This is a genomic window from Streptomyces sp. R35 (genome assembly GCF_041053035.1).
Classification (GTDB): Bacteria; Actinomycetota; Actinomycetes; order Streptomycetales; family Streptomycetaceae; genus Streptomyces; species Streptomyces lutosisoli.
On sequence record NZ_CP163440.1, the window covers coordinates 3,425,900 to 3,449,751 of the forward strand.

Below are 23,852 nucleotides of genomic sequence, written 5' to 3' on the forward strand. Positions count from 1 at the left end.
GGGTCCCGGTTTTGGGTCCCGCCCCCGGATGGCGGCACCCCTCGCGGTGACCGCACCGGGGGAAGCCGGCGGAGCCCTACGGCCGTCGGCCGGCTCCGGCTAACCTGTGGGCATGCCTCGCTACGAGTACCGCTGCCGGACCTGCGGCGACACCTTCGAACTGAGCCGCCCGATGGCGGAGTCCGCCGCCCCCGCGGCCTGCCCCGCCGGGCACGACGACACGGTGAAGCTCCTGTCGACGGTCTCCGTCGCCACGGGCGGCTCGGCGTCCGCCCCGGCCCCGGCGCCGCGCTCCGGCGGGGGCGGAGGCGGCTGCTGCGGCGGGGGTTGCTGCGGCTGATCCCGGGAGATTTCTCAGGAACTCTTCAATCTTTTTGCCCGGGCGGCCTTCAGGCCCGGGCGGCCGGTCCCAGGCGCCGACTTCTCAGGCCCCGGCCGGCCGGTTCCGGGCGCCGGCTTCTCAGACCTGAGCGGCCGGTCCCGGGCGGCCGGCGTGCAGGAACTCCCGCAGGATCCGCTCCCCCGCCGTGACTCCCCGCTCCGGAAGCGCGGTGATCGCGGGGGCCGTCCAGTCGGACTCCGCGAGTTCACCGTGGCCGGGGCGCCAGCCCCGGTCGGCCGCCAGCAGCAGGTCCGCGTCGAGCAGGGAGTCGCCGGCCGCGAGGGTCAGCGGCGCGCCGGTGCGGCGGGCGACCTCGCGCACGGCCGCGCTCTTGGTGAGCGGCTTCGGCACGGCGTAGATCTTGCGGCCCTGCAACGACACCGTCCAGCCGCGGCTCTCCGCCCACACGGCCAGTTCCTTCACCCACTCCTCGGGCAGCAGCTCGCGCTCCACCACCAGATACGCGAACAGGTCCTCGGCGACCCGGTGCTTGCGGACCCAGGCCGGGTCGGCGGTGGCCTCCAGGTACTCCCGCACCTCGGCCAGCGGCGCGCACTCCGTGGCCAGCCGCGCCGTCACGCTCGCATGCCAGTCGGGGTCGGACACCCCGTCGACGAGCAGGTGCCCGCCGTTGGCGCAGATCGCGTACGCCGGGGCGGGGCCCGGCAGGTTGATGCGCTGGTACTGCTTGCGGGTGCGGGTCGTGGTGGGGACGAAGACCGCCAGGTCGCCGAGCTCGGTGAGAAGGGCGGCGGCCGTCTCCGTCATGAACGACAGCGGCTTGCTCTCGTGCACCTCGACACAGAGCAGCCGGGGCGCGCGGGCGTCCGGCATGGTCAGCGCGAGGGCGGCCGAGGAGTAGATCAGCGTACGGTCGAGGTCGCTGGCGACGAGCACCTTGGGCGCGGACATCAGACCGTCACCGCCTTGCCGTCGGCGCCGGTCGCGCCGCGCGTGTACTTCGGGTGGATCAACCCCACGCAGGTGTACGGGAGTTCGGCGACCTCCTCGACGGGCACCCCGCGCTGCTCGGCGAGCAGGCGTACATGGTCGAGGTCGGCGCCCGCCCCGGCGCGCGCGAGGATCTTCCAGGGGACGCGGCGCAGCAGCACCCGGGTGGTCTCACCGACGCCCGGCTTGACGAGGTTCACGTCGTGGATCTCGTACTCCTCGCTGATCCGCTCGACGGCCGCCCAGCCCTCCCAGGTGGGGGTGCGGTCGGCGGCGAGGAGCTCCTTGGCCTGCGCGCAGGCCGCGTCGGCGACGTCGGTGAAGTGGGCGGCGACGGCGTCCAGGAAGTCGACGGAGACATCGGAGCCGGCGAGTTCGCGGTAGAACTTCGCGCCGTGGAAGTCGTGTTCACCGACCAGGTCGGAGCGCAGCACCGTACGCGAAATCAGCCCGGAGACCGTCGAGTTGAGGCAGGCGGAGGGGATGAGGAAGTCCTCGCGGGTGCCGTACGTCTTCACGCACGAGCCCGGGTCGGCGAGCACCGCGATCTCCGGGTCGAAGCCGGTGATGCCGTCGGAGTCCTCGAACTCCTTGATCGCGTCGGCGAGTTCGCGGGTGATGGCGCCCTTGCCGGTCCAGCCGTCGACGAAGACGACGTCGGCCGGGTCGTGGTGGGCGGCCAGCCAGCGCAGCGCGTTGGCGTCGATGCCGCGGCCGCGGACGATGGAGACGGCGTAGTGCGGCAGGTCGAGGCCGTGGCGGTGCTCCGCCCAGCGGCGCATCAGGACGCCGACGGGCGTGCCCGCGCGGGCCAGGGACACCAGCACGGGGCGCGGCGACCGCTCGGCGAGCACCAGCTCGGTGACGGCGCCGACGGCCTGCGCGATCCGGGCGGCCGAGGTGCCCAGGGCCGTGTGGAACAGCTCCTGGTACTGGGGGCTCGGCTGGTACTCGACCGGCAGCGACTCCGCGTAGTGGGCGCCGCCGCTCTGGATGGCCTCCTCCCGCTCCTCGGTCGGCGCCTCCAGGCCCACGTCCGAGAGGTCCTGGAGCAGCCAGCCGACCTCTTCGGGCGCGTACGAGGAGAAGGCGGGGCCGCGGAGGGGCTCAGGCAGCATGGAGGGCCTTTCGGTGGACGGCCGTGCGGGGACGTAACTGGGGACGACGGCGAGCAGCACGCTCGGGGTGTGCGCGGCGAGCTGGGCCAACAGGCCGTCGTGGGCACGCAGTTCGGGGGTGTCGGCCACGGAGTCGACGACGGCGACCACGGCGTCGAAGCCGGCGCCGGCGACGTTGTAGGCGTAGCGCTCGCCGGGGCCGTCGTCAGGGTTGTCGTGGGCCGGGAAAACGATTCGGCTGCGGATCGCGTAACCGGGGTCGTCGAGGGCGAGGACGGGCGAGCGGGTGGTCGTGGAGAACCGCACGTCGGCGGCCACCACCTGCTCCAGCTCCCGCGCCAGCCGCAGCGGCGCGTACATCAGCTCCTCGAAGCCGAGCACGAGCACCCGCCGGGCGCCGTCGGGCAGCGCGTCGGCGATCCGGGCGGCCATGGCGGGCAGCGCCCCGTCCAGCCGTATTCGATGCCCGGGCGTGAACCCGTGCCGCCCGCCGTCGGGGACGCCGCGGGGCCAGCCCAGCTCGACGCGGACGGCCTGGTCGGCGCGCCCCTGAGCGGGGGCTCCGGGCGCCGCCGTCTCGTGGGCGGCGACCAGGGCCTGCCCCTTCTCCAGGACGCCCTCCGGGAACTTCACCGTGCCCGAGGCCGCGGACACCAGGTCCACCCGTGCGCCGATCTCGGCGGCGAAGTCCTCCAGGCGTCCCAGGTCCGCGGGCGAGCGCATGTCGACCAGGGCCACGACCACGTACCGCTCCCGCGGATACCGCTCGTGCAGGGCGCGGATCGTGTTGAGGACCGTGTTGCCGGTGGAGAACTCGTCGTCGACGAGGACCAGCGGGCCGGAGCCCGCCAGCAGACCGGCGTCCTCGGGGAGCAGCAGATGCGAGGTGGCGTGCGAGTGGGACTCCTCGAAGCCGCCCGCCCGGGAGACGCCTTCGACGGGGCGGCGGGTGGAGTGCAGGTAGGGCGCGAGGCCCACGCCGTCCGCGACCGAGTGGCCGAGCCCGGTGGCCGTCTCCGCGTACCCGAGGACCACGGCCGCGCGGGCGTCCTCGGTGCCCAGCAGGTCGCGCACCCGCCTGCCGAGCGCGAACCCGTACCCGTACACCACGGACGGCGACTGCGGTACGTGCTTGCCCAGGACGTTGGACACGAGCAGATGCGCACGCTTGGGGTTGCGGCGCAGCGCGAGCCCCAGCAGGTCGCTCAGCGTCTCGTCGCCGACGAGCTCGACACCGAGCCGCTCGGCGACCCACGTCCCGGTCCACACCGCGTCGTTCACGCCGACCGTGCCGTCCGCGTTGTCCGCGCCGTGCGCGCCGTCCGCGTTGTTCGTGTCGTTTGTTGCGCTGTTCATCAATTCCTTGTTGATCGGGTTCCGCGTCGCTCGGTCCGGCCGGCTCACTCCGGGAGCCCGGCGGCGAGCAGGTCCACGAAGCCGATGTCCTCGTGCGCCACGCCGAAGACCTCGGCGCGCAGGAGGGTGCGCTCGGCCCAGGCGCGATGCGGCTTCACCTCGTTCATCTTGTTCGTGTACGCCGACCGCAGCACACCCCCGCCGCCGCGCTCGGGCCTCAGGATGTCCTGCGCGTCGCTGAACTCCTCGTGACTGACGACGGACAGCGCGTGCACGGGCAGCACGTGCGAGGGGTGGATGCAGGTCTTGCCCATCAGACCGTTGGCCTGGTCGAGGGTGATCTCGCGCAGCAGCCCGTCCATGGCGTGCTCGATCAGCGCCTCGCGCAGCTCCTCCGCCTGGCCCTCCAGGAAGGGGCTGCGGCGCAGCTGCGGCTTGAACATGCGCTCCTGTACTCGAAAGTACTCCCACACCGGCCCGGTCACCGTGAAGCCGGTGCCGTCGGCCCGCCCCAGCATGTTCACCACGTCGGCGATCACGGAAGCGACGACCTGGACGTCGTACGCCGTCATGTCGGGGGCCCTGCGCAGCGCGTACGAGGAACAGAAGTCCGTCACCCCGAGGCGCAGCGCGAGCACCCGGTCGCGGTACTTGTCGACGGCGCGGGAGATGCCCTCCAGGGTCTCCACGCGCGACTCCCGGTACAGCAGCTCGGGCGATTCGAGGACCGGCATGGCGAACAGCCTCCGCCCGCTCGCCGTCTCGGCGGAGGCGAGGGCCTCCAGGAAGGGCATGCCGCGTTCCTCGGTGAACTTCGGCATCACGAATCCGGACAGCAGCCGGACGGCGGAACCGAGGCGCTGGACGAGGTCGGGGATCTGCTCGGGGAAGCGGACCCGGATGAACAGCAGCGGAAGCTCGCCCGCGTCCTCGCGTCCCGCCAGGTCGGTGAACTGCCTGACCAGGTTCTCCTCGGCGCCCTCGACCTCGTCGTCGTGGATCGAGTCCTCCAGGCACAGCACCATGGACACCACACCGCGCCCGGTCTGCTTGACGATGTCGTCGGCCAGCTGCGGCCGGTTCGCCGGGCTGTACAGCGTCGCCCCGAGGGCCGCCGAGAGCACCCGGGCCGACGAGTCGGCGGTGAAGACGCCCGGCTCCCGGAAGAACAGGCGCTGCCGCTCTTCAGGGGCAATGTGACCGAAATGACGCATGAAACTCCCCCGTGGCGGCTAGGCGGCCCGATGTGATGTGGCCGATGATGCGGCCCTACGTGATGTGGCCGGTAATAGTACGTATAGATCCATGTCAGGGGTTCCCACCGGGCATGAAGTTCAGGTAACTCGGCCATGTCGAACACCCACCGGTTCTGGGGAGACCCCACGTTGTCGTGACCAGGACCGAGAGGGCAGGATGACCGCATGACGCACGCGATGCTGAAGGGGTCGAACGTCCCGCTGGACGCCACAGCGGTGCGCGCGGTGCTGCGCTGGACACCCGGGCAGGGTGTCCCTGATGTCGATGCCTCGGCGCTGCTCCTCGGCCCCGACGGTCGTGTGCGATCCGACGAGGACTTCGTCTTCTACAACCAGCCCCGCCATCCCTCCGGCAAGGTCTGGCGGCTCGGCAAGAAACGCGTCACCGAGGGCCTCACCGACACGATCCAGACGGATCTGGCGGGTGTCGAGACCGGTGTCGGACAGATTCTTCTGGTCGCATCGGCGGACGACGTCACCTTCGACCGCGTACGCGCGCTGCGCATCCTGCTGTACGACGCCGCCGTCGCGGACGGTGAACCGCTGGCGTACTTCGACATCAAGCCGGAGACCGGCGCCGAGACCGCGCTGATCTGCGGCGAGCTGTACCGGCGCGGTGGGGGCTGGAAGTTCCGGGCGCTGGGCGAGGGCTACTCGAACGGTCTGGAGGGGCTTGCCTCCGACTTCGGGATCACGGTGGACGAGACGGAGGCCGCCGCGGCCGCCGCCGCGCCCGTGACCGGATCCGTACCCGACGCCGCGGCCTGGTCCGCGCCCGCAGCCGTCCCCGAGACCTCGATGCCACTTCCCCCCGAGCAGCCGGCCCCGGTACCCCAGCAGCCCGCGTACGGCTATCCCCAGCCCGTCGGCCAGCCCTCCTACGGCTACCCCCAGCCCCAGACCGCCCCGGCCGCACAGCCGGCCTACGGCTTCCCCCAGCCGGTGGGCACGGGCCCGGGCCCGGACTTCAAACTGCCGCCACAGGGCCCACAGTTCATCGGACGCTAGAGGCCGCCTCGTCAGCGGGCGCCCCGTGAGGGGCGCGGGGAACTGCGCGACCAGCCACAACAAGCCCGCAGCCGCCACACCACCCCGCATCCCCGAGCTCTTGGGCGAACCGAAGCGGACCGTCAGTCAACGGCCAACCTTCGACTTGTACCCCCGCCCCCACTGCAACCCCCACCCGTACAACCGGTCGAGCTCCGCCTGGAACCCGTACACGAACTTCACTTCCCGCCGCACAGTCACCTCCCCCTTGTTGCTCTCGATCATCACCACCGCACAGGACCGCGCCTGCGGATGCCGTTCATCGAGTCCGATCTCGATGCGCGGCCCGTTGCTCGGGTAGAGCGTGATGATCGCGTGCGTACGGTCGAAGGCCGGGGTCTGGTCGTAGATGTAGACGAAGACCAGCAGCCGTTTGATGTCGTCACGGTGGTCGAGGTTGACGAACGCCGTCTCGCCGGACCCGGAGCCGAAGCGGTCGTCGCCGCTGAGCTTCACATACGGCGCGGCGTTGAGCTCACCGAAGAAGCTGCCGAGCGGCTGGACGACGCCCTTGGTGCCGTCCGTCAGCTCGTACATGACGCCCAGGTCGAGGTCCACGTTGACCATGCTCTGGGTGTGCGCCTGGACCACTTCCGGTTTGAAGGTGCGGAAGGGATGGCGCAGCAGGCTGCCGCGCTGCGGCCCGCCTATGTCGGAGGTGCGCATCCGCCAGGACAGGTTGATGCGCAGATTTCCGGTGGCCGCGCCCTGCTTGGTGAGCGAGACCGTGTGGTTCCGCTTGGTCAGCTCGATGGAGTTGGTGGCCGCGCTGCCGGAGTCGAAGTCCGCCGAGCGTCCGCGCCACAGGTCCTGCCAGATGCCCATTCCGCCCCCCACGTTCCTCGATATGCGGCGGGGCGGCCGTGAGGACTCGTCCTCGACGGCCGCCCCGCTCAGAGCGTTCCTCAACCGGAGGGGTGTCACACCCCGGAAGCCGGTGGGGTGTCACACGCCGGACACCCGTGGGCTGTTACACCCCGGACGAGACCTCGGCCTTCTCGTCCGAGGACTCACCTTTTCCCTCGGCCGCCGCGAGCGCCTTGTTGCGGCGCACGGACGACCAGAAGGACCAGGCGATCAGGACGACGCCGACGAGGCCGGTGATGACCTCGTGGATCTGGTACTGGATGGTGACCATGAGGATCACGGCGAGGGCGCCGATCGCGTAGTGCGCGCCGTGCTCCAGGTAGACGTAGTCGTCGAGGGTGCCCTGGCGGACCAGGTAGACCGTGAGCGACCGGACGTACATGGCGCCGATGCCGAGGCCGAGCGCCATGAGAACGATGTCGTTGGTGATGGCGAAGGCGCCGATGACGCCGTCGAAGGAGAAGGACGCGTCCAGCACTTCCAGGTAGAGGAACATGAAGAACGCGGCCTGGCCGGCGAGGACGACGGCCGGCTTCTTCTTGCCGGTCCGCTCGGCCTCCTCCTCTTCCTCGTGCTCGCGCTCCTCCTCTTCCTCGAGCTTGTCCTCGAAGTAGCCGGAGAGTCCGCCGACGACCATGTACGTGATCAGGCCCGCGATGCCGGCGATCAGCACCGTCTGCGCCTTGTCGACGTGCGCGCCGCCGTGCTGGTGGGCGTTGGCCGCGAAGGTGAACGAGGTGATCAGCAGGACGACCAGGGCGATGCAGACCGCCAGCATGTCGACCTTGCCGAGCTTGGCCAGCGGCCGCTCGATCCAGCGCAGCCACTGGATGTCCCGCTCTTCGAAGATGAAGTCGAGGAAGATCATCAGCAGGAACATGCCACCGAAGGCGGCGATCGCCGGGTGGGCGTCGGTCACGAGTTCCTGGTAGTGGTCCTTGTTGTTCAGCGCGAGGTCGACCGCGTCGATCGGGCCGATCTTGGCGGTGACGGCGACGATGACGACAGGGAAGACCAGTCGCATACCGAAGACGGCGATCAGCACGCCGACCGTGAGGAAGATCTTCTGCCAGAAGGCACTCATCTTCTTCAGGATTCCGGCGTTGACCACCGCGTTGTCGAAGGACAGCGAGATCTCCAGGACGGCCAGGATCGCCACGATACCGAAGGCGGTCCACCCCCCGTAGAACGCCGCTGCGACCAGACCGAGCGCGGTAATCGCGAACGACCAGCCGAAGGTTTTCAGAAGCACTGGCTACCCAATCGTGTATGTACGGGTCTCCCCCGCGCCGTACTCGGCTTTACTCACTGTTGACCACGAAGTCTAGAGGGCTGCCCCTTCGGCTGACCTAGGCGGGCTAGGAAACGTTGACCCCGAAGTCGAGGGCGATGCCCCGCAGGCCCGACGCGTACCCCTGACCGACCGCTCGGAACTTCCACTCCTGGTTGTAGCGGTAGACCTCGCCGAAGATCATCGCCGTTTCCGTGGAGGCGTCCTCGGAGAGGTCGTAGCGGGCGAGCTCCTGGCCGTCGGCCTGGTTGACGACGCGGATGAAGGCGTTGCTGACCTGGCCGAAGGTCTGGCCGCGGTTGTCGGCGTCATGGATGGAGACCGGGAAGACGATCTTGTCCACGTTGGCCGGAACCTTGGAGAGGTCGATCAGGATCGACTCGTCGTCGCCCTCGCCCTCACCCGTGAGGTTGTCGCCGGTGTGCTCCACCGAGCCGTCCGGGCTCTTGAGCTGGTTGTAGAAGATGAACCACTCGTCCCCGAGCACCCGGCCGCCGTTGCACAGCAGGGCGCTGGCGTCGAGGTCGAAGTCGGCTCCGGTGGTGGAGCGCGCGTCCCAGCCGAGCCCGATCATCACCTGCGTGAGGTTCGGTGCGGCCTTCGAGAGGGAGACATTGCCCCCCTTGGCGAGCGTGACGCCCATGATGCTGGTCCTCCCCGAGGTCAATCCTTCAGTTGTGTTGCGGGCCCGGCACCGCACGTGAGGTGCGGTGCCGGGCCTGAGAGCCGAAGGCCATCCGACTCAAGCGTTCCCGTCCGAGCCCAGATCGACTCGGACATTCACGCCGAAGCCGAGAACGACTCAGACGTTCACGTCGAAGCCCAGAACGACTCAGACGTTCACGCCGAAGTCCTGCGCGATGCCGCGCAGGCCCGAGGCGTAGCCCTGGCCGATGGCGCGGAACTTCCACTCCGCGCCGTTGCGGTAGAGCTCGCCGAAGACCATCGCGGTCTCCGTCGAGGCGTCCTCGGAGAGGTCGTAGCGCGCGATCTCCGCCTCGCCCGCCTGGTTCACCACGCGGATGAAGGCGTTGCGGACCTGACCGAACGACTGCTGGCGGTTCTCGGCGTCGTAGATCGAGACCGGGAACACGATCTTCTGGACGTCGGCCGGGACGCCGGCGAGGTTGACCTTGATCTGCTCGTCGTCGCCCTCACCCTCACCGGTGATGTTGTCCCCGGTGTGTTCGACCGAGCCGTCCGGGCTCTTGAGGTTGTTGAAGAACACGAAGTTGGCGTCACTGCTGACCTTGCCGTCCGCGTTCGTGAGGATGGCGCTGGCGTCGAGGTCGAAGTCGACGCCTGTCGTCGTACGGGCGTCCCATCCCAGACCGACGATGACCGCGGTCAGTCCCGGGGCCTCCTTGGTCAGCGATACGTTGCCGCCCTTGCTGAGGCTGACTCCCACGAGTCCTCCCAATGGTGTCCGGGGGCGGGAAGCCCCGTAGTGCGTTGGTATCGGATCAACGTGTCGATCCTAGTGACGGGTTCCCGGACCCCGCAGGGCTTGGAACCGAAGAATCACAGGGTGTCGAGCGCCTTGACGTACTCGTTCAGGTCACGCGCGTCCGGCAGACCGTTGACGATGGTCCAGCGGACCACGCCCTCCTTGTCGATGATGAACGTGCCACGCACCGCGCAGCCCTTGTCCTCGTCGAAGACGCCGTACGCGCGAGAAGTGTTGCCATGCGGCCAGAAATCGGAGAGCAGCGGGTACTCCAGGCCCTCCTGCTCGGCGAAGACGCGCAGGGTGTGGATGGAGTCGTTGGACACGGCCAGCAGCTGCGTGTCGCGGTCGGTGAACTGCGGAAGGTTGTCGCGCAGGGAGCACAGCTCACCCGTGCACACGCCGGTGAAGGCGAAGGGGTAGAAGAGCAGCACCACGTTCTTCTCACCGCGGAAGTCGGACAGCTTCACGGTGGCGCCGTGGTTGTCCTTGAGCTCGAAGTCCGGGGCCTTGGAGCCGACCTCGATCGCCATAGTCACACGCTTCCCTTCCAAGGGTCTGTTCGGGTGACGACCAGCGTACGCAGTGATCGGCGCACGCCCCCGGCGCGACCCCCGTGAACGGGTTCGGGCATGCGTGAGACCCCCGCCGACGGTGGTGTCGGCGGGGGTCTGACGATGCTCTGCGGCAGACGGAGCGGGGGCTCAGCGCTTGGGCGAGGCCATGCGTGTGCCCGACCAGTCCTTGGCCACGGAAATGCTCTTCGTCTGGGAGAGGCCGGCGGTCTGTGCGGCATCGTTGATGTCGCTGGGCTCGACGTAGCCGTCCCGGCCGGTCTTCGGGGTCAGCAGCCAGATCATGCCGCCGTCCTCAAGGAGACCGATGGCGTCCACCAGAGCGTCCGTGAGGTCGCCGTCCTCGTCGCGGAACCACAGAAGCACGACGTCAGCGACGTCGTCGTAGTCCTCGTCGGCCAGTTCCTGGCCGATCAACGATTCGATGCTTTCACGGAGCTCGTTGTCAACGTCGTCGTCGAAGCCGATCTCCTGGACCACCTGTCCGGGCTCGAACCCCAGCCTGGCGGCCGGGTTGGTCCGCTCCTCCGCGTGGTCCGCGGTCGCGCTCACGGCTTGCCTCCTGATTGTGTTTCGGTAGATGAACAGCAGCGCGCGTGCGCGCAGCGTTGGCCGTAGTCCACACGGGCGGGACGGATCGCGCAAGTACCCGGCCGTCGAGACCGCCGAAACGGTGACGTTCCCGGCGGTGTCGCCGCAACTCCAGGTAGCGAATCGCGGTGACGGGTGACGCACACCACACCTTTCTGCCCGGTTTGTGGATTTAGGAACCCCTGAAGCGTACGAGGCCCGAACGGCTTTGCGGAACGCGTCACGTACTGAGCGTATCGTTGCGTTTTGGTCGGGCCCGTCCGAACGGTCTGCACAAACGTCTCGGTTACCCCCTGGTAGAGATGACGTTTGCGTTCCCGAGGTACACGATGGGGAACGGTGCAGACAGACAGAAAAACCACCGTAGACAGCCCTCTGACAGCGAAGGAACAGCGTGGCTTCCGGATCCGATCGCAACCCGATCATCATTGGCGGCCTTCCCAGCCAGGTCCCGGACTTCGACCCTGAGGAAACTCAGGAGTGGCTCGACTCCCTCGACGCGGCCGTCGATCAGCGTGGCCGTGAGCGGGCCCGCTATCTGATGCTGCGGCTGATCGAGAGGGCCCGCGAAAAGCGCGTGGCCGTGCCCGAGATGCGCAGCACGGACTACGTCAACACGATCGCCACCAAGGACGAGCCTTTCTTCCCGGGCAACGAGGAGATCGAGCGCAAGGTCCTCAACGCGACCCGCTGGAACGCGGCCGTGATGGTGTCCAGGGCCCAGCGCCCCGGCATCGGCGTCGGCGGCCACATCGCGACCTTCGCCTCCTCCGCCTCGCTGTACGACGTGGGCTTCAACCACTTCTTCCGCGGCAAGGACGAGGGCGACGGCGGCGACCAGATCTTCTTCCAGGGACACGCGTCCCCCGGTATCTACGCCCGCGCGTTCCTTCTCGACCGGCTCTCCGAGCAGCAGCTCGACGCGTTCCGCCAGGAGAAGTCGAAGGCGCCGTACGGACTGTCCTCGTACCCGCACCCGCGGCTGATGCCGGACTTCTGGGAGTTCCCGACCGTCTCGATGGGCCTCGGCCCGCTCGGCGCGATCTTCCAGGCGCGGATGAACCGCTACATGGAGGCGCGCGGCATCGCGGACACCTCCAAGTCCCACGTATGGGCGTTCCTCGGCGACGGCGAGATGGACGAGCCGGAGTCGCTCGGCCAGCTGTCGATCGCGGCGCGCGAGGGCCTGGACAACCTGACCTTCGTCGTCAACTGCAACCTCCAGCGCCTCGACGGCCCGGTGCGCGGCAACGGCAAGATCATCCAGGAGCTGGAGTCGCAGTTCCGGGGCGCCGGCTGGAACGTCATCAAGCTGGTGTGGGACCGCACCTGGGACCCGCTGCTCGCCCAGGACCGCGACGGCGTGCTGGTGAACCAGCTCAACACCACGCCCGACGGCCAGTTCCAGACGTACGCCACCGAGACCGGCGCGTACATCCGCGAGCACTTCTTCGGGCACGACCACCGGCTGCGCGCGATGGTCGAGAACATGACCGACGACCAGATCCTGCACCTGGGCCGCGGCGGTCACGACCACCGGAAGGTCTACGCGGCCTTCGCGGCGGCCAAGGAGCACAAGGGCCAGCCGACCGTGGTCCTCGCCCAGACCGTGAAGGGCTGGACGCTCGGCCCCAACTTCGAGGGCCGCAACGCCACGCACCAGATGAAGAAGCTGACGGTCGCCGACCTCAAGGGTTTCCGCGACCGGCTGCACATCCCGATCACCGACCAGCAGCTGGAGAACGGCGCGCCGCCGTACTACCACCCGGGCCGGAACTCGGAAGAGATCCAGTACATGCACGACCGCCGCAAGGGGCTCGGCGGGTACGTCCCGACGCGTGTCGTCCGGTCGAAGCCGCTGGCCCTGCCGGACGAGAAGACGTACGCGGGTGTGAAGAAGGGTTCGGGTCAGCAGTCGATCGCCACGACGATGGCGTTCGTACGTCTGCTGAAGGACCTCATGCGGGACAAGGAGATCGGCAAGCGTTTCGTGCTGATCGCGCCCGACGAGTACCGCACCTTCGGCATGGACTCGTTCTTCCCGAGCGCGAAGATCTACAACCCGCTCGGCCAGCAGTACGAGGCCGTGGACCGCGATCTTCTCCTCGCGTACAAGGAGTCGCCGACCGGCCAGATGCTGCACGACGGCATCTCGGAGGCGGGCTGCACGGCCTCGCTGATCGCCGCGGGTTCGGCGTACGCGACGCACGGCGAACCGCTCATCCCGGTGTACGTCTTCTACTCGATGTTCGGTTTCCAGCGCACCGGCGACCAGTTCTGGCAGATGGCCGACCAGTTGGCGCGCGGTTTTGTGCTCGGCGCGACCGCCGGCCGTACGACGCTGACCGGTGAGGGTCTCCAGCACGCGGACGGCCACTCGCAGCTGCTCGCCTCGACGAACCCGGGCTGTGTCGCGTACGACCCGGCGTTCGGCTTCGAGATCGCGCACATCGTGAAGGACGGTCTGCGCCGGATGTACGGTCCGGACGCGGAGAACGTCTTCTACTACCTCACCGTCTACAACGAGCCGATCCAGCACCCGGCCGAGCCGGAGAACGTGGACGCCGACGGCATCCTGAAGGGCCTCTACCGCTTCAGCGAGGGCACTTCGGGCGCCGTTCCGGCGCAGATCCTGGCGTCCGGTGTCGCCGTGCCGTGGGCGGTCGAGGCGCAGCGGATCCTCGCCGAGGAGTGGAACGTCAAGGCGGACGTCTGGTCGGCGACCTCCTGGAACGAGCTGCGGCGCGAGGCCGTCGAGGTGGAGCGGCACAATCTGCTGCACCCCGAGGAGGAGCAGCGCGTCCCGTATGTGACGCAGAAACTGTCGGCCGTGCAGGGTCCGTTCGTGGCCGTCTCCGACTGGATGCGATCGGTTCCGGACCAGATCTCGCGGTGGGTGCCGGGTACGTACCAGTCCCTCGGCGCGGACGGCTTCGGCTTCGCGGACACGCGCGGCGCGGCCCGGCGCTTCTTCCACATCGACGCGCAGTCGATCGTGGTCGCGGTGCTGACCGAACTGGCCCGCGAGGGCAAGGTCGACCGGTCGGTGCTGAAGCAGGCGATCGACCGCTATCAGCTGCTCGACGTGACGGCGGCCGACCCGGGAGCCGCCGGCGGCGACGCGTAAGCGCTCCGCCTGGATGACCGGTTTTCACTGCGGGCCGGTGGGGGCTGGTCGCGCAGTTCCTCGCGCCCCTTGGGTGGGTGCGGTGGGCCGTGAGGTGGAGGGTGAGGCCTGTTGGTCTCACCCTCCCTTCGGCGCTCCTACGATGCGGGCATGAAGCAACAATCGGCACAGGCCCGTTGGGAGCTGCACACCCAGCGGCCCCTGCTCGCGCTCGCGGTGGCCTTCGCCCTCGCGTATGCCGTGCCGATCGTGGACAGCAGCGCCGGCCGTCCGCTGACACTCACGTGCACGGTGGTGGAGTGGGTGGTGTGGGGGTCGTTCGCCGCCGACTATCTCGTACGACTCGTACTGGCCCGGCAGCGGCGGGACTTCGTACGCACCCACTGGCTGGACCTGTGCGCGGTGATCCTGCCGATCCTTCAACCGCTGCGGCTGCTGCGGCTCGTGGCCACGCTGACGCTGGTGGGGCGGCGGGCGCGGATGGCCTCGCAGATCCAGCTGACGACGTACGTCGGGGGCGCGGTGATCGGGCTGCTGATGTTCGGCTCGCTCGCGGTGCTGTCCGTGGAGCGGGATTCGCCGAACGGGAACATCAAGACGCTGGGCGACGCGGTGTGGTGGTCGTTCACGACGATGACGACGGTGGGGTACGGGGATCATGCCCCGACCACCGGCATGGGCCGGATGCTCGCGGTGGGGTTGATGCTGTCGGGCATCGCGCTGCTCGGTGTCGTGACCGCCAATATCGCCGCGTGGTTCATTTCGCGGTTCGAGAAGGATGACGTGGAGGAGCGGCGGCAGACGGCGGCCATTGAGGCTTTGACGGAGGAGGTGCGGGCGCTTCGTGCGGAAGTGGCTGCCCTGTCGGGCGGGGCGCCTCCGGGGGTGCCGCAGCCGGTGCCGGGGGGTGCCGAGGAGCATTCGCGCTGACGCGCGGGGGTCCGTTGTCGGCTGCGGGCCCGTTGTGGCTGGTCGCGCAGTTCCCCGCACCCCTAAAGGGGCGCTGCTGCGCGCTGCCCCCCTCCGGCAGCGCGCCGCAGCTCCGGCTGGTCCTCCCGGTCGTGCGGAGGACTTGACCCACTGTGACGTGCGGCGCGTGCCGGGTGGGAGGGATCTTTAGCTCAGTCACCCTGATAGGCGAAAACCGAACGAAAACGGCCCGTCAGATGTGGCCGGCTCCCGCGCCCGCGGCCTCCGCGTTGTCGCCCCGCTTGGTGAGCAGCGCGACGAAGACCGCCACGACGGCGACCCCGGCGGCGACGAGGCAGGCCAGGCTCATGCCGGAGATGAAGGTGTCGTGGGCGACGTCGGTGATCTGCGCGGCGATCGCGGCCGGGGTGTCCTTGGTGACCGGCGCGGCACCGACCTGGACCGCCTCGGAGGCCTGGTCGAGCTGGGCCGGAGTGAGCGGCGGGAGCTTGGCGTCGGCCCAGTTGCCCGCGAGGTCGCCGTCGACCTTGGAGGCCATCACGGCGCCGAGGACGGCCGTACCGAGGCTGCCGCCGATCTGCATGGCGGCCTGCTGGAGGCCGCCGGCGACGCCGGAGAGCTCCATCGGCGCGTTGCCTACGATGACCTCGGTGGCGCCGACCATGACAGGAGCGAGACCGAGGCCGAGGCCGGCGAACCAGATCGACATGACGGCGCCGCTGGTGCCCGTGTCCAGCGTGGACATGCCGTACATGGAGATCGCGGTGAGCGCCATGCCTCCCGCCAGCGGGATGCGCGGACCCGTCTTGGTGATCAGGGCGCCGGCCAGCGGTGAGCCCACGATCATCATTCCGGTGAGCGGCAGCAGGTGCAGGCCTGCGTCGACCGGGCTCATGCCGTGCACGTTCTGCAGATAGAAGGTGACGAAGAACAGGCCGCCCAGGAAGGCGATGGCCATCAGCACCATGAGGACGACGCCCGCCGACAGCGGCACCGATCGGAACAGCGCCAGCGGGATCAGCGGCTCCTTCACCCTCTTCTCCCACAGGGCGAAGAGCGCGAAACCGAGCACCGAGGCGCCCAGGAAGGCCCACGTCAGGCCGTCGCCCCAGCCCCACGCCGGGGCCTTGATGAGCGCCCAGACCAGGCAGAACATGGCGCCGGAGAGCAGCGCGATGCCGAGGAGGTCGAAGGAGCGCGGGGCGTTCTCGGCGCGGTGGTCGAGCAGGATCAGCAGGCCGAGGACGAGCGCGATGGCGCCGACCGGCACATTGATGAAGAACACCGACTGCCAGCTGACGTGCTGGACCAGCAGGCCGCCGAGGATCGGGCCGCCCGCGGTGGACGCGCCGATGACCATGCCCCAGATGCCGATCGCCATGTTCAGCTTCTCGGCCGGGAAGGTGGCCCGCAGCAGGCCGAGCGCGGCCGGCATCAACAGCGCGCCGAACAGGCCCTGGAAGACGCGGAAGGTGACGACGAGGGCGATGCTGTCGGACAGACCGATGGCCCCCGAGGCGGCGGCGAAGCCGACCACGCCGATGAGGAAGGTCTGCCGGTGTCCGAACCGGTCGCCGAGCTTGCCCGCGGTGATCAGCGTGACCGCGAGGGCGAGGAAGTAGCCGTTGGTGATCCACTGGACGTCGGCGAAGCTCGCGCCGAGGTCCTTCTGGATGGCCGGGTTGGCGATGGCCACGATGGTGCCGTCCAGGGCCACCATCATGACCCCGACGGCCACGGTGATGAGGGTGAACCACGGATGGCCGCGCAGCCCCTTGGCGGGGGCCCGATCAGACAGGGCGACCGGTGTCTTGTCCCCCGAGCCCGTCGTGTCGATGGTGGTCTGACTAGTCATGCATTCGAGGCTAGTGACAGTCACTGACAGTTGACAATCCAATTCACATGTCGGTAACTGTCACGTCACTCACGCATAGGCTGAACTGGGCTGACAGTTCGGAGGAGAGGTCCCATGGACATCGCGGACACTGCGGTGACGGCGGAGACGGCGCCTCGCCCGGGGCTGCGCGAGCGCAAGAAGCAGCGCACGCGGGACGCGCTGCTGCGGGCCGCCCTCGAACTGTTCACCACCAAGGGATACGAACAGACGACCGTCGACGAGATCGCCGAGGCTGTCGACGTCTCCCAGCGCACCTTCTTCCGCTACTTCGCCGGCAAGGAGGACGTCGCCCTCTTCAGCCAGCGGATCGCGGAGTCGCACTTCCTCGCCGCCGTGCGCGAACGCCCGTCGCACGAAGCCCCGTTGGAGGCGCTGCGACGGGCCGTCCTGGAGGGCTGGGACACCATCGGCGAGGCGGTCGACGCCGTCGTCCCGATCGAACTGCACATGCGCACCTTCCAGTTGATCGAGTCGACGCCCGCGCTGGTCGCCGTCCATCTGCGCCGCTCCGCCGAGCTGGAGGAGGAAATCGCCCGCGTGATCGCCGAACGCGAGGGCCTCGACGTGGACACGGATCCACGACCGCGCGTCGCGGTCGCCGTGTTCGGCGGGGTGATGCGCGTCACGGGACGGCTGTGGGGCGCGGGCGAGGACACCAGCGTCGAGGCGATCCGCGAACTGACCGCCGCCTATCTCGACCACGTGGGGCCCGCATTGGCGGAGAAGTGGCGTACCGAGTGATCACCGGAGATCACCGGGGATCACCGGGGATCACCGGCGGAAAAGCGATGCACAGAATGATCATTGACGCACACAGAGCGTCACTATTTATCTCAAACTGAACCCGCTTTGCCCCAATTACCCCACCAGAAACGTGATCCCGCTCACTCGTTTAACGGGAGGCACCTCACTTCTCCTAGTGTGTCCTCTCAGTGACTTCCTTCGATACCTCCCCCCAACTCAGCGTTTGGCGCGCACTGCTCGCGCTGGCCGTGGTGTTCGTGATGCTGGCCACCGGTGGCTGGACCGCGCTCAACAGCCACCGGAGAGCGACGCCGCTCCAAGCGTCGCTGTCCGCGTGGGAGCACGGCCGCATCGCCGGTCACAAGCTCCCGGACCCCGACTCCGCGCCGAGCCGCCTGGCCCACTTCTTCGCCACGCTCGACGCCCAGCAGCGCGCGGGGCTCGCCCACCGCTATCCGCTCGCGGTCGGCAACATGAACGGGGCGCCCGCCACCCTGCGCTACCAGGCGAACCGCATCGCCCTGGAACAGCAGCGCAAGGTCGAGCTCAAGCGCATGCACGACGACCGGCTCTCGGAGATCGGCCAACACGACGCGGGCCGCCGTATGCACCGCTACGAGGCGCTGCTGCGCAAGGACCGCAAGATCCTCGCCTTCGACCCCCAGGGCTCGGGCCGGGTCGCCGAGGTCTACGGCAACCTCGACAAGGCCGACCGGATCTCGGTCGTGGTGCCCGGCGTCGACACCGACCTGCTCACCTTCCAGCGCACCTTCAAGAAGTACTCGGCGCCGGTCGGCATGGCGCGTTCCCTGTACGCGGCGGAGCGCGCGGCGGATCCGGGCACGCGTACGGCCGTGATCGCGTGGGCCGACTACACGGCGCCCAGCGGCCTCGGCATGGACGCGGCCACCGCGATGCGCGCCGAGGAGGGCGCGGTCCGGCTGAACGCGCTGGTGCGGGGGCTCCCGGGAAGCTCACCGGTGGCGCTGTACTGCCACAGCTACGGCTCCGTACTGTGCGGGGTCGCCGCCCATGAGCTGCCCTCCCGGGTCTCCGACATAGCCGTCGCGGGCAGCCCCGGCATGCGGGCCGAGAAAGCGGCGAACCTGCACACCACGGCCCAGGTCTGGTCGATGCGGGACGCCGACGACTGGATCCAGAACGTGCCGTACCTGGAGGTCGGAAGCCTCGGACACGGCGCCGACCCGGTGTCGAAGGGGTTCGGGGCGCGGGTCCTGTCCGCCGAGGACGCGAAGGGTCACACCGGTTATTTCGAGCCGGGCACGGACAGTCTCCGCAACTTCGCGGAGGTCGGCGTTGGTGCGTACCGCGCGGTGAGCTGTGCGCACGACGATGACGCGTGCCGGACGGGTTTGTCCGGCGGCGTGTCGGCCTGACGCGCGTAGAGAGCGAAAAACTGCGGTCCGTACGAAGAGGCGACGGAGGCTTGCGTGCCGCATACGATGGCCCGCATGGGTGACGTACTGGCCGGATTTCATGCCGCCTGGGAGTTCGAGTCCGACTCCGTGCTCATCCGCTTCGAACGGGGGATCCGTTCGCCGAAGCTGTTCCAGGCGCTCGGCGAACGCCGCATCCCCCTGGAGGCGATCGCGGCGGTGACGCTGACGCCCGGGAAGCGTGGCACGGTCGTCCTGCGTGCCGTGCCGAGGCCCGGCGCCGATCCGCTGATCGAGGCGGCCGCGGGACAGCTCAAGGAGGGGTGCGACCCCTATCGCCTGGTGCTGCCCGCCGAGCGCGAGACCCTCGCCGAGTACTACGCGGACGAGCTGCGCGGGCAGCTCACCGTGGACGACGAGCCCGCCGAGCGCTATCTGGTGAGCCCTCCCGAGGGGCCGCTGCAGTTCAAGGCGTACGACGGGAAGGCGTCCTTCGACGGCAAGTCGGTGTCCTTCCGGTGGTTCTGGACGGGCGCCTCCTCCGCCAAGTGGAAGGCCGGCGACCAGAGCTTCCCGGTCGCCGACCTGAGCGGGGTCGAGTGGCGCTCCCCCGAGGTGTTCGAGGGCCATCTGCGGCTGCTGCGCCGTGCGTCCGCGCCCGCGCAGCCCGCCCAGGCCGATCAGGATCCGGCGGCGGTCGTCTTTGGGCTCGGGTACGGGCCGGTGCATGAGTCGCTGCCGTTCGCTGCCGCTGTGCTGGCGGCGGTGCGCTCCGCGGGGTCTGCGGTGTCTGCTGTGTCCGCCGGGGCTCGGCGGGACCCGGCGGACATCGCTGAGCGGATTCGGCATCTGGGGGAGCTGCACAAGGCCGGGCTTGTCACGGACGAGGAGTTCTCGGTGAAGAAGGCCGAGTTGTTGGCGGAGTTGTGAGTCGTTTTTTGGCTGCGGGTCGGTGGGGGCTGGTCGCGCAGTTCCCCGCGCCCCTTTAGGGGCGCTCCTGTTGCCGCAAGGTTCCTAGTACCGACGACCCGACCAACCCCTGATTACTCCCTGCCTGCTGACGCGAACTTCATGTCCGGGTAGCGGTCGCCTGCGACCTTGCCTGCGATCGGGTCCAGGAGAGCCAGCTCGTCCTCGGTGAGGACGATCCTCGTGGCTGCCGTGTTCTCCTCGACTCGCTTGCGCTTGGTCGTGCCGGGGATCGGTACGACCGTGAAGCCGTGGACGGTGGACTGTTGCTGGACCCAGGCCAGGGCGATCTGGCCGGGTGAGGCGTCGTGGGACTCGGCCACGGTGCGGATCGGGTCCAGGAGCGTCGCGTTCGCGGCCGCGTTCTCGCCCGTGAAGCGGGGGTGGGCGCGGCGGGCGTCGTCCGTAGTGAGGTCCTTTTCGGCGTTGGCGAAGGAGCCGGTGAGGAAGCCTCGGCCGAGCGGCGCATAGGGGACCAGGGTCACGCCGAGTTCGCGGGCCGCGGGGACCACGTTCGTCTCGATGTCGCGGCTGAACAGGGACCACTCCGACTGCACGGCCGCGATGGGGTGTACGGCCTGGGCGGCGCGCAGCTCGCCGGCGGTGACCTCGCTGAGCCCCAGGTGCTTGACCTTGCCTTCGCGCACCAGCTCGGCCATGGCGCCGACGCTCTCCTCGATCGGCACGTTCACATCGCGCCGGTGCATGTAGTAGAGGTCGATCACGTCGACGCCGAGGCGCTTGAGGCTGCCCTCGACGGCCTGGCGGATGTACGGCGGGTCGTTGCGGATGATCCGCTTGCTCCGGTCGTCCGGCGAGAAGGTGAGGCCGTACTTGGTGGCGATCACGACCTCGTCGCGGTGCGCGGTGAAGAACGGCGACAGGAACTTCTCGTTCTCGCCGTCGCCGTAGCCCTCCGCCGTGTCGAAGAGCGTGACGCCCAGCTCCAGTGCCCGTTCCAGGGTCGCCCGGGCCTCGTCCGCGTCCGCGGGGCCGTACGCCCAGCTCATGCCCATGCAGCCGAGGCCCTGCAAGCCGACCTCCGGGCCCCCGGTGCCGAGCTGTGCCTTCGCGATCCTGCCGTCCGTCATCGGGACCTCTCCGACGCCAGGGCGCGCCCGGCGTCCGCGTAGAAAGTGATCTTGTGGTCGAGCACCGCGAGCGTGTCCTGGAGCTCCGCGATCCGGGCCTTGACGTCCCGGCGGGTCGCCTCCAGAAGCTCGTAGCGCTCGATGTACGTGTCGTCGCCCTCGCGCACCATTTCCGCGTACCGCACCATGTCGGCGACCGGCATTCCGGTGAGCCGGAGCTTGCCGACCAGGCTCAGCCAGTCCAGGTCGCGGTTGCAGTAGCGGCGCTGGCCGGTGTGCGAGCGGTCGATGTGCGGCATGAGCCCGATCCGCTCGTACCAGCGCAGGGTGTGCGCGGTGAGGCCGGTGAAGGCGACGACCTCGCTGATCGTGTAGTTGTCCTGACCGTCGGGACGCCGGTGCCGGTCGGGCGGCGCCGCGCAGATGTCGGTCCTGGTGCCGGCGCCGGTCTCGGCGGGCTCGGCCGTGGTCTCCATCACCGTCATGAACCCCACGCTAAAACCTTGGAGTGCACTCCAAGCAAGCGGAATCCGCCGAAATTCCGAGGACTTGGCGAGGCCCCGGTGGCTACGGTGCGGCCCATGAGTCTCGTACGCCGTGCCCTGCCCGAGGACGCCGAGGAAGTGCTGCGCCTGCGTCAGGTGATGATCGACGCGGTCTTCGCCACGGACGGTTCCGCAAGCTCCAGCGAGTGGCACGCGGAGTCACTGCCGACCATACGCGGCAAGCTCGCCGATCCCGACGGAGACTTCGTGGCCTTCGTCGTCGATCATCCCGGCCGGCCGGACGCGCTCGGGGCGCTCGTCGTCGGGACGATCGAGTACCGGATCGGGCGCGCGGGCAATCCGCACGGCGCGGTGGGCCATGTCTTCAGCGTCGCCACCGACCCGGACGCGCGGCGCCGCGGTTACGCCCGGGCGTGCATGGAGCGGCTCCTGGAGTGGTTCCGCGAGCGGGGCGTGGCGCAGGTCGACCTCAACGCGTCCACCGACGCCGAGCCGCTGTACGCCTCCCTCGGGTTCGTCCGCAAGCGGGACCCCTCGATGCGGCTCGACCTCTGAGCCGCTTAGGCTCGTCACCATGTCCTTGCAGAGCCTGGCGTTGATCGAGAACTGGCCCGTTCCCACGGCCGCGGCGGCCGTCGTCCGCGCGGACGGCACGGTGCTCGGGGCCCATGGGCCGGTGGCGCACCGCTTCCCGCTCGCCTCCGTCACCAAGCCGCTCGCCGCGTACGCCGCGCTCATCGCGTACGAGGAGGGGGCGATCGAGCTCGACGAGCCGGCGGGTCCGGCTGGTTCGACGGTCCGTCATCTCCTCGCGCACACCTCCGGGCTCGCCTTCGACGAGCACCGGGTGACGTCGGCGCCCGGGGAGCGGCGGCTGTACTCGAACGCCGGGTTCGAGGTGCTCGGGGACCACATCGCCAAGGCGACGGACATCCCTTTCCCGGAGTATCTGCGGCAGGCGGTGCTCGAACCGCTGGGCATGACCTCGACCGCGCTGGACGGGTCGCCCGCCAAGGACGGCGTCTCGACGGTGGACGACCTGGTGCGGTTCGCCGCCGAGGTGCAGGCACCGCGGCTCCTCGACCCGCGTACGGTCGCGGAGGCGATGACCGTCCAGTACCCCGGCACGAAGGGTGTGCTGCCGGGGTACGGGCACCAGAACCCCAACGACTGGGGGCTCGGCTTCGAGATCCGTGACTCCAAGTCGCCGCACTGGACCGGGAGTTCGTCCTCGCCGCGGACCTTCGGGCACTTCGGGCAGTCCGGTACGTTCCTGTGGATCGACCCGGTCGCGGGCGCCGCGTGCGTCGCGCTGACCGACCGCGCCTTCGGCCCGTGGGCCGTCGAGGCCTGGTCGCCGTTCACCGACGCGGTGCTGGCGGAGCTCGCCGGCGCCTGACGCGGACCGCCCCGGACTCACCCGCGGCGAAGGCCGTTGCGGTCCGCCCAGGCCGACAGCGCCGCGGCGATCAGTGCCGGCTGGTCCTCCGGTGTGTGGTGCCCGGCGATCGCCTCGGAGTGTTCGGTCTCCAGGGCGGCGATGTTCTCGGCGCACCACGCGACGATGCCCTCGTGCATCATCACGCCCGGCCCGGGCGCGAACGTGAGCAGGAGCTTGGGCACGTCCGAACTCGCCTTCAGCCACCGGCCGTACGCCTCGGCCCTGGCCACGACGTCGGCGGGTTCGCCGCCCAGCGGCATCGAGCGGGCCCACCTCAGGAGGGGCCTCCTGCTCTCCGGGGTGGGGTAGGGCTTGCGGTAGATGTCGAGGTCGCCCTGCGCGAGCGGTGTGGCGGAGGCGGCGGGCAGGGCCTGTTCGATGAAGGCGTTCTCGTCGAGGATCATGGCCTCGCCGATGCCGTCCGCTTTGATCGCCCGGAACAGCTCTCGGCCCCCTTCGGGGAACTCCTCCCAGGTCATCGGCTTGACGATGGTCTCGGTGAACGCGATGCCGCGCACCCGGTCCGGGTGACGCGCGGCCCAGTCGAAGGCCAGGGCGCCGCCCCAGTCGTGCCCGACGAGGATCACGTCCTGGAGGTCGAGCGCGTCGAACCAGGCGTCCAGGTAGCCGGCATGGTCGGCGAAGGTGTAGTCGATGGCGGGCTTGCCCGACTCGCCCATGCCGATGAGGTCGGGGGCCAGCAGCCGTCCGGCCCCCACGGCCGGCATGACGTGCCGCCACAGGTACGACGAGGTCGGGTTGCCGTGCAGGAAGACGATCGGCGCCCCGGTGCCGGACTCCCGGTGGTGCATGGTCGAGCCGAGGATGTGCTGAACGGGCATGGTCGGTCTCCTGGCGGAGGTTGAGGT

General features: G+C 69.4%; 22 protein-coding genes. 9 read left to right on the top strand and 13 right to left on the bottom strand.

The genetic code is table 11. The features are described 5' to 3' along the window. Nucleotides 1-112: 112 nt before the first annotated feature. Nucleotides 113-340 (top strand): zinc ribbon domain-containing protein, encoded by a 228-nt coding sequence (locus AB5J50_RS15780; protein WP_327428380.1) that lies wholly within the window; start codon nt 113-115, stop codon nt 338-340. Between the two features lie 120 nt (nt 341-460). On the opposite strand, the gene AB5J50_RS15785 is transcribed toward AB5J50_RS15780, so the two are convergent. The 3 genes from AB5J50_RS15785 to AB5J50_RS15795 are packed head-to-tail and all read right to left on the bottom strand — an operon-like array spanning nt 461 to nt 5,021. Continuing rightward, nucleotides 461-1,294 carry an HAD family hydrolase gene (locus tag AB5J50_RS15785; protein WP_369258547.1) on the bottom strand — a complete coding sequence of 278 codons (834 nt, stop codon included), beginning with the start codon at nt 1,292-1,294 and terminating at the stop codon, nt 461-463. Then, nucleotides 1,294-3,807 carry a phosphoribosyltransferase gene (locus AB5J50_RS15790; RefSeq protein WP_369258549.1) on the bottom strand — a complete coding sequence of 838 codons (2,514 nt, stop codon included), beginning with the start codon at nt 3,805-3,807 and terminating at the stop codon, nt 1,294-1,296. Before AB5J50_RS15790 ends, AB5J50_RS15785 begins: the two co-directional genes overlap by 1 nt. A 44-nt stretch (nt 3,808-3,851) precedes the next feature. Then, nucleotides 3,852-5,021, bottom strand: a complete 1,170-nt coding sequence (locus tag AB5J50_RS15795) for an HpcH/HpaI aldolase/citrate lyase family protein (protein ID WP_369258551.1) — start codon at nt 5,019-5,021, stop codon at nt 3,852-3,854. A 207-nt stretch (nt 5,022-5,228) separates the two neighbouring features. Here AB5J50_RS15795 and AB5J50_RS15800 point away from each other — a divergent pair, with 207 nt between their 5' ends. After that, a complete protein-coding gene (locus AB5J50_RS15800; protein ID WP_369258553.1) occupies nt 5,229-6,071 on the top strand; it encodes a TerD family protein in 843 nt (280 codons plus the stop codon). A 126-nt stretch (nt 6,072-6,197) separates the two neighbouring features. Here the strand turns inward: AB5J50_RS15800 and AB5J50_RS15805 are convergent, their stop codons facing one another. The 6 genes from AB5J50_RS15805 to AB5J50_RS15830 all read right to left on the bottom strand — a co-directional run bounded on the left by AB5J50_RS15805 (nt 6,198) and on the right by AB5J50_RS15830 (nt 10,842). Then, nucleotides 6,198-6,935, bottom strand: a complete 738-nt coding sequence (locus AB5J50_RS15805; RefSeq protein ID WP_330304290.1) for a Tellurium resistance — start codon at nt 6,933-6,935, stop codon at nt 6,198-6,200. A gap of 145 nt (nt 6,936-7,080) precedes the next feature. Further along, nucleotides 7,081-8,229: a DUF475 domain-containing protein gene (locus tag AB5J50_RS15810; RefSeq protein ID WP_369258555.1), complete on the bottom strand. Its 1,149-nt coding sequence runs from the start codon at nt 8,227-8,229 to the stop codon at nt 7,081-7,083. Between the two features lie 106 nt (nt 8,230-8,335). Continuing rightward, complete coding sequence (locus AB5J50_RS15815; protein WP_327428387.1) at nt 8,336-8,911, bottom strand: TerD family protein; 576 nt, start codon at nt 8,909-8,911, stop codon at nt 8,336-8,338. 189 nt (nt 8,912-9,100) lie between these two features. Further along, on the bottom strand, nt 9,101-9,676 hold the full coding sequence (locus AB5J50_RS15820) for a TerD family protein (protein ID WP_327428388.1): 576 nt from the start codon (nt 9,674-9,676) through the stop codon (nt 9,101-9,103). A 113-nt stretch (nt 9,677-9,789) separates the two neighbouring features. Continuing rightward, nucleotides 9,790-10,248, bottom strand: coding sequence for a peroxiredoxin (locus AB5J50_RS15825; protein WP_327428389.1), 459 nt, complete (start codon nt 10,246-10,248; stop codon nt 9,790-9,792). A 171-nt stretch (nt 10,249-10,419) separates the two neighbouring features. Beyond that, on the bottom strand, nt 10,420-10,842 hold the full coding sequence (locus AB5J50_RS15830) for a DUF3052 domain-containing protein (protein WP_369258558.1): 423 nt from the start codon (nt 10,840-10,842) through the stop codon (nt 10,420-10,422). 433 nt (nt 10,843-11,275) lie between these two features. Between AB5J50_RS15830 and aceE the strand changes: the two genes are divergently transcribed. Next, the gene (gene aceE, locus AB5J50_RS15835; protein WP_369258559.1) at nt 11,276-14,008 is read left to right on the top strand and encodes a pyruvate dehydrogenase (acetyl-transferring), homodimeric type; all 2,733 of its coding nucleotides are present in this window, start codon (nt 11,276-11,278) and stop codon (nt 14,006-14,008) included. Between the two features lie 150 nt (nt 14,009-14,158). Beyond that, nucleotides 14,159-14,938 carry a potassium channel family protein gene (locus AB5J50_RS15840; protein WP_369258561.1) on the top strand — a complete coding sequence of 260 codons (780 nt, stop codon included), beginning with the start codon at nt 14,159-14,161 and terminating at the stop codon, nt 14,936-14,938. Nucleotides 14,939-15,170: 232 nt separating this feature from the next. On the opposite strand, the gene AB5J50_RS15845 is transcribed toward AB5J50_RS15840, so the two are convergent. Continuing rightward, on the bottom strand, nt 15,171-16,793 hold the full coding sequence (locus AB5J50_RS15845; protein ID WP_369258563.1) for an MFS transporter: 1,623 nt from the start codon (nt 16,791-16,793) through the stop codon (nt 15,171-15,173). Between the two features lie 114 nt (nt 16,794-16,907). Here AB5J50_RS15845 and AB5J50_RS15850 point away from each other — a divergent pair, with 114 nt between their 5' ends. The 3 genes from AB5J50_RS15850 to AB5J50_RS15860 all read left to right on the top strand — a co-directional run bounded on the left by AB5J50_RS15850 (nt 16,908) and on the right by AB5J50_RS15860 (nt 19,906). Further along, on the top strand, nt 16,908-17,576 hold the full coding sequence (locus AB5J50_RS15850) for a TetR family transcriptional regulator (RefSeq protein WP_369258565.1): 669 nt from the start codon (nt 16,908-16,910) through the stop codon (nt 17,574-17,576). 191 nt (nt 17,577-17,767) lie between these two features. After that, on the top strand, nt 17,768-18,976 hold the full coding sequence (locus AB5J50_RS15855) for an alpha/beta hydrolase (RefSeq protein ID WP_369258567.1): 1,209 nt from the start codon (nt 17,768-17,770) through the stop codon (nt 18,974-18,976). A gap of 75 nt (nt 18,977-19,051) precedes the next feature. After that, a complete protein-coding gene (locus tag AB5J50_RS15860) occupies nt 19,052-19,906 on the top strand; it encodes a DUF4429 domain-containing protein (RefSeq protein WP_369258569.1) in 855 nt (284 codons plus the stop codon). Between the two features lie 113 nt (nt 19,907-20,019). On the opposite strand, the gene AB5J50_RS15865 is transcribed toward AB5J50_RS15860, so the two are convergent. Together AB5J50_RS15865 and AB5J50_RS15870 are read right to left on the bottom strand one after the other, a co-directional pair. After that, entirely contained in the window at nt 20,020-21,036 is a 1,017-nt protein-coding gene (locus AB5J50_RS15865; protein ID WP_369258571.1) for an aldo/keto reductase, read from the bottom strand. Next, a complete protein-coding gene (locus AB5J50_RS15870; protein ID WP_327428397.1) occupies nt 21,033-21,521 on the bottom strand; it encodes a MerR family transcriptional regulator in 489 nt (162 codons plus the stop codon). The genes AB5J50_RS15865 and AB5J50_RS15870 overlap by 4 nt, the downstream gene beginning before the upstream one ends. A 96-nt stretch (nt 21,522-21,617) precedes the next feature. Between AB5J50_RS15870 and AB5J50_RS15875 the strand changes: the two genes are divergently transcribed. Together AB5J50_RS15875 and AB5J50_RS15880 are read left to right on the top strand one after the other, a co-directional pair. Then, on the top strand, nt 21,618-22,097 hold the full coding sequence (locus AB5J50_RS15875) for a GNAT family N-acetyltransferase (protein ID WP_369258574.1): 480 nt from the start codon (nt 21,618-21,620) through the stop codon (nt 22,095-22,097). A gap of 19 nt (nt 22,098-22,116) precedes the next feature. Further along, the gene (locus AB5J50_RS15880; RefSeq protein ID WP_369258576.1) at nt 22,117-22,941 is read left to right on the top strand and encodes a serine hydrolase domain-containing protein; all 825 of its coding nucleotides are present in this window, start codon (nt 22,117-22,119) and stop codon (nt 22,939-22,941) included. 17 nt (nt 22,942-22,958) lie between these two features. Here AB5J50_RS15880 and AB5J50_RS15885 read toward each other — a convergent pair whose 3' ends face one another. Further along, the gene (locus tag AB5J50_RS15885) at nt 22,959-23,825 is read right to left on the bottom strand and encodes a haloalkane dehalogenase (protein ID WP_369258578.1); all 867 of its coding nucleotides are present in this window, start codon (nt 23,823-23,825) and stop codon (nt 22,959-22,961) included. Between the last annotated feature and the right edge of the window lie 27 nt (nt 23,826-23,852).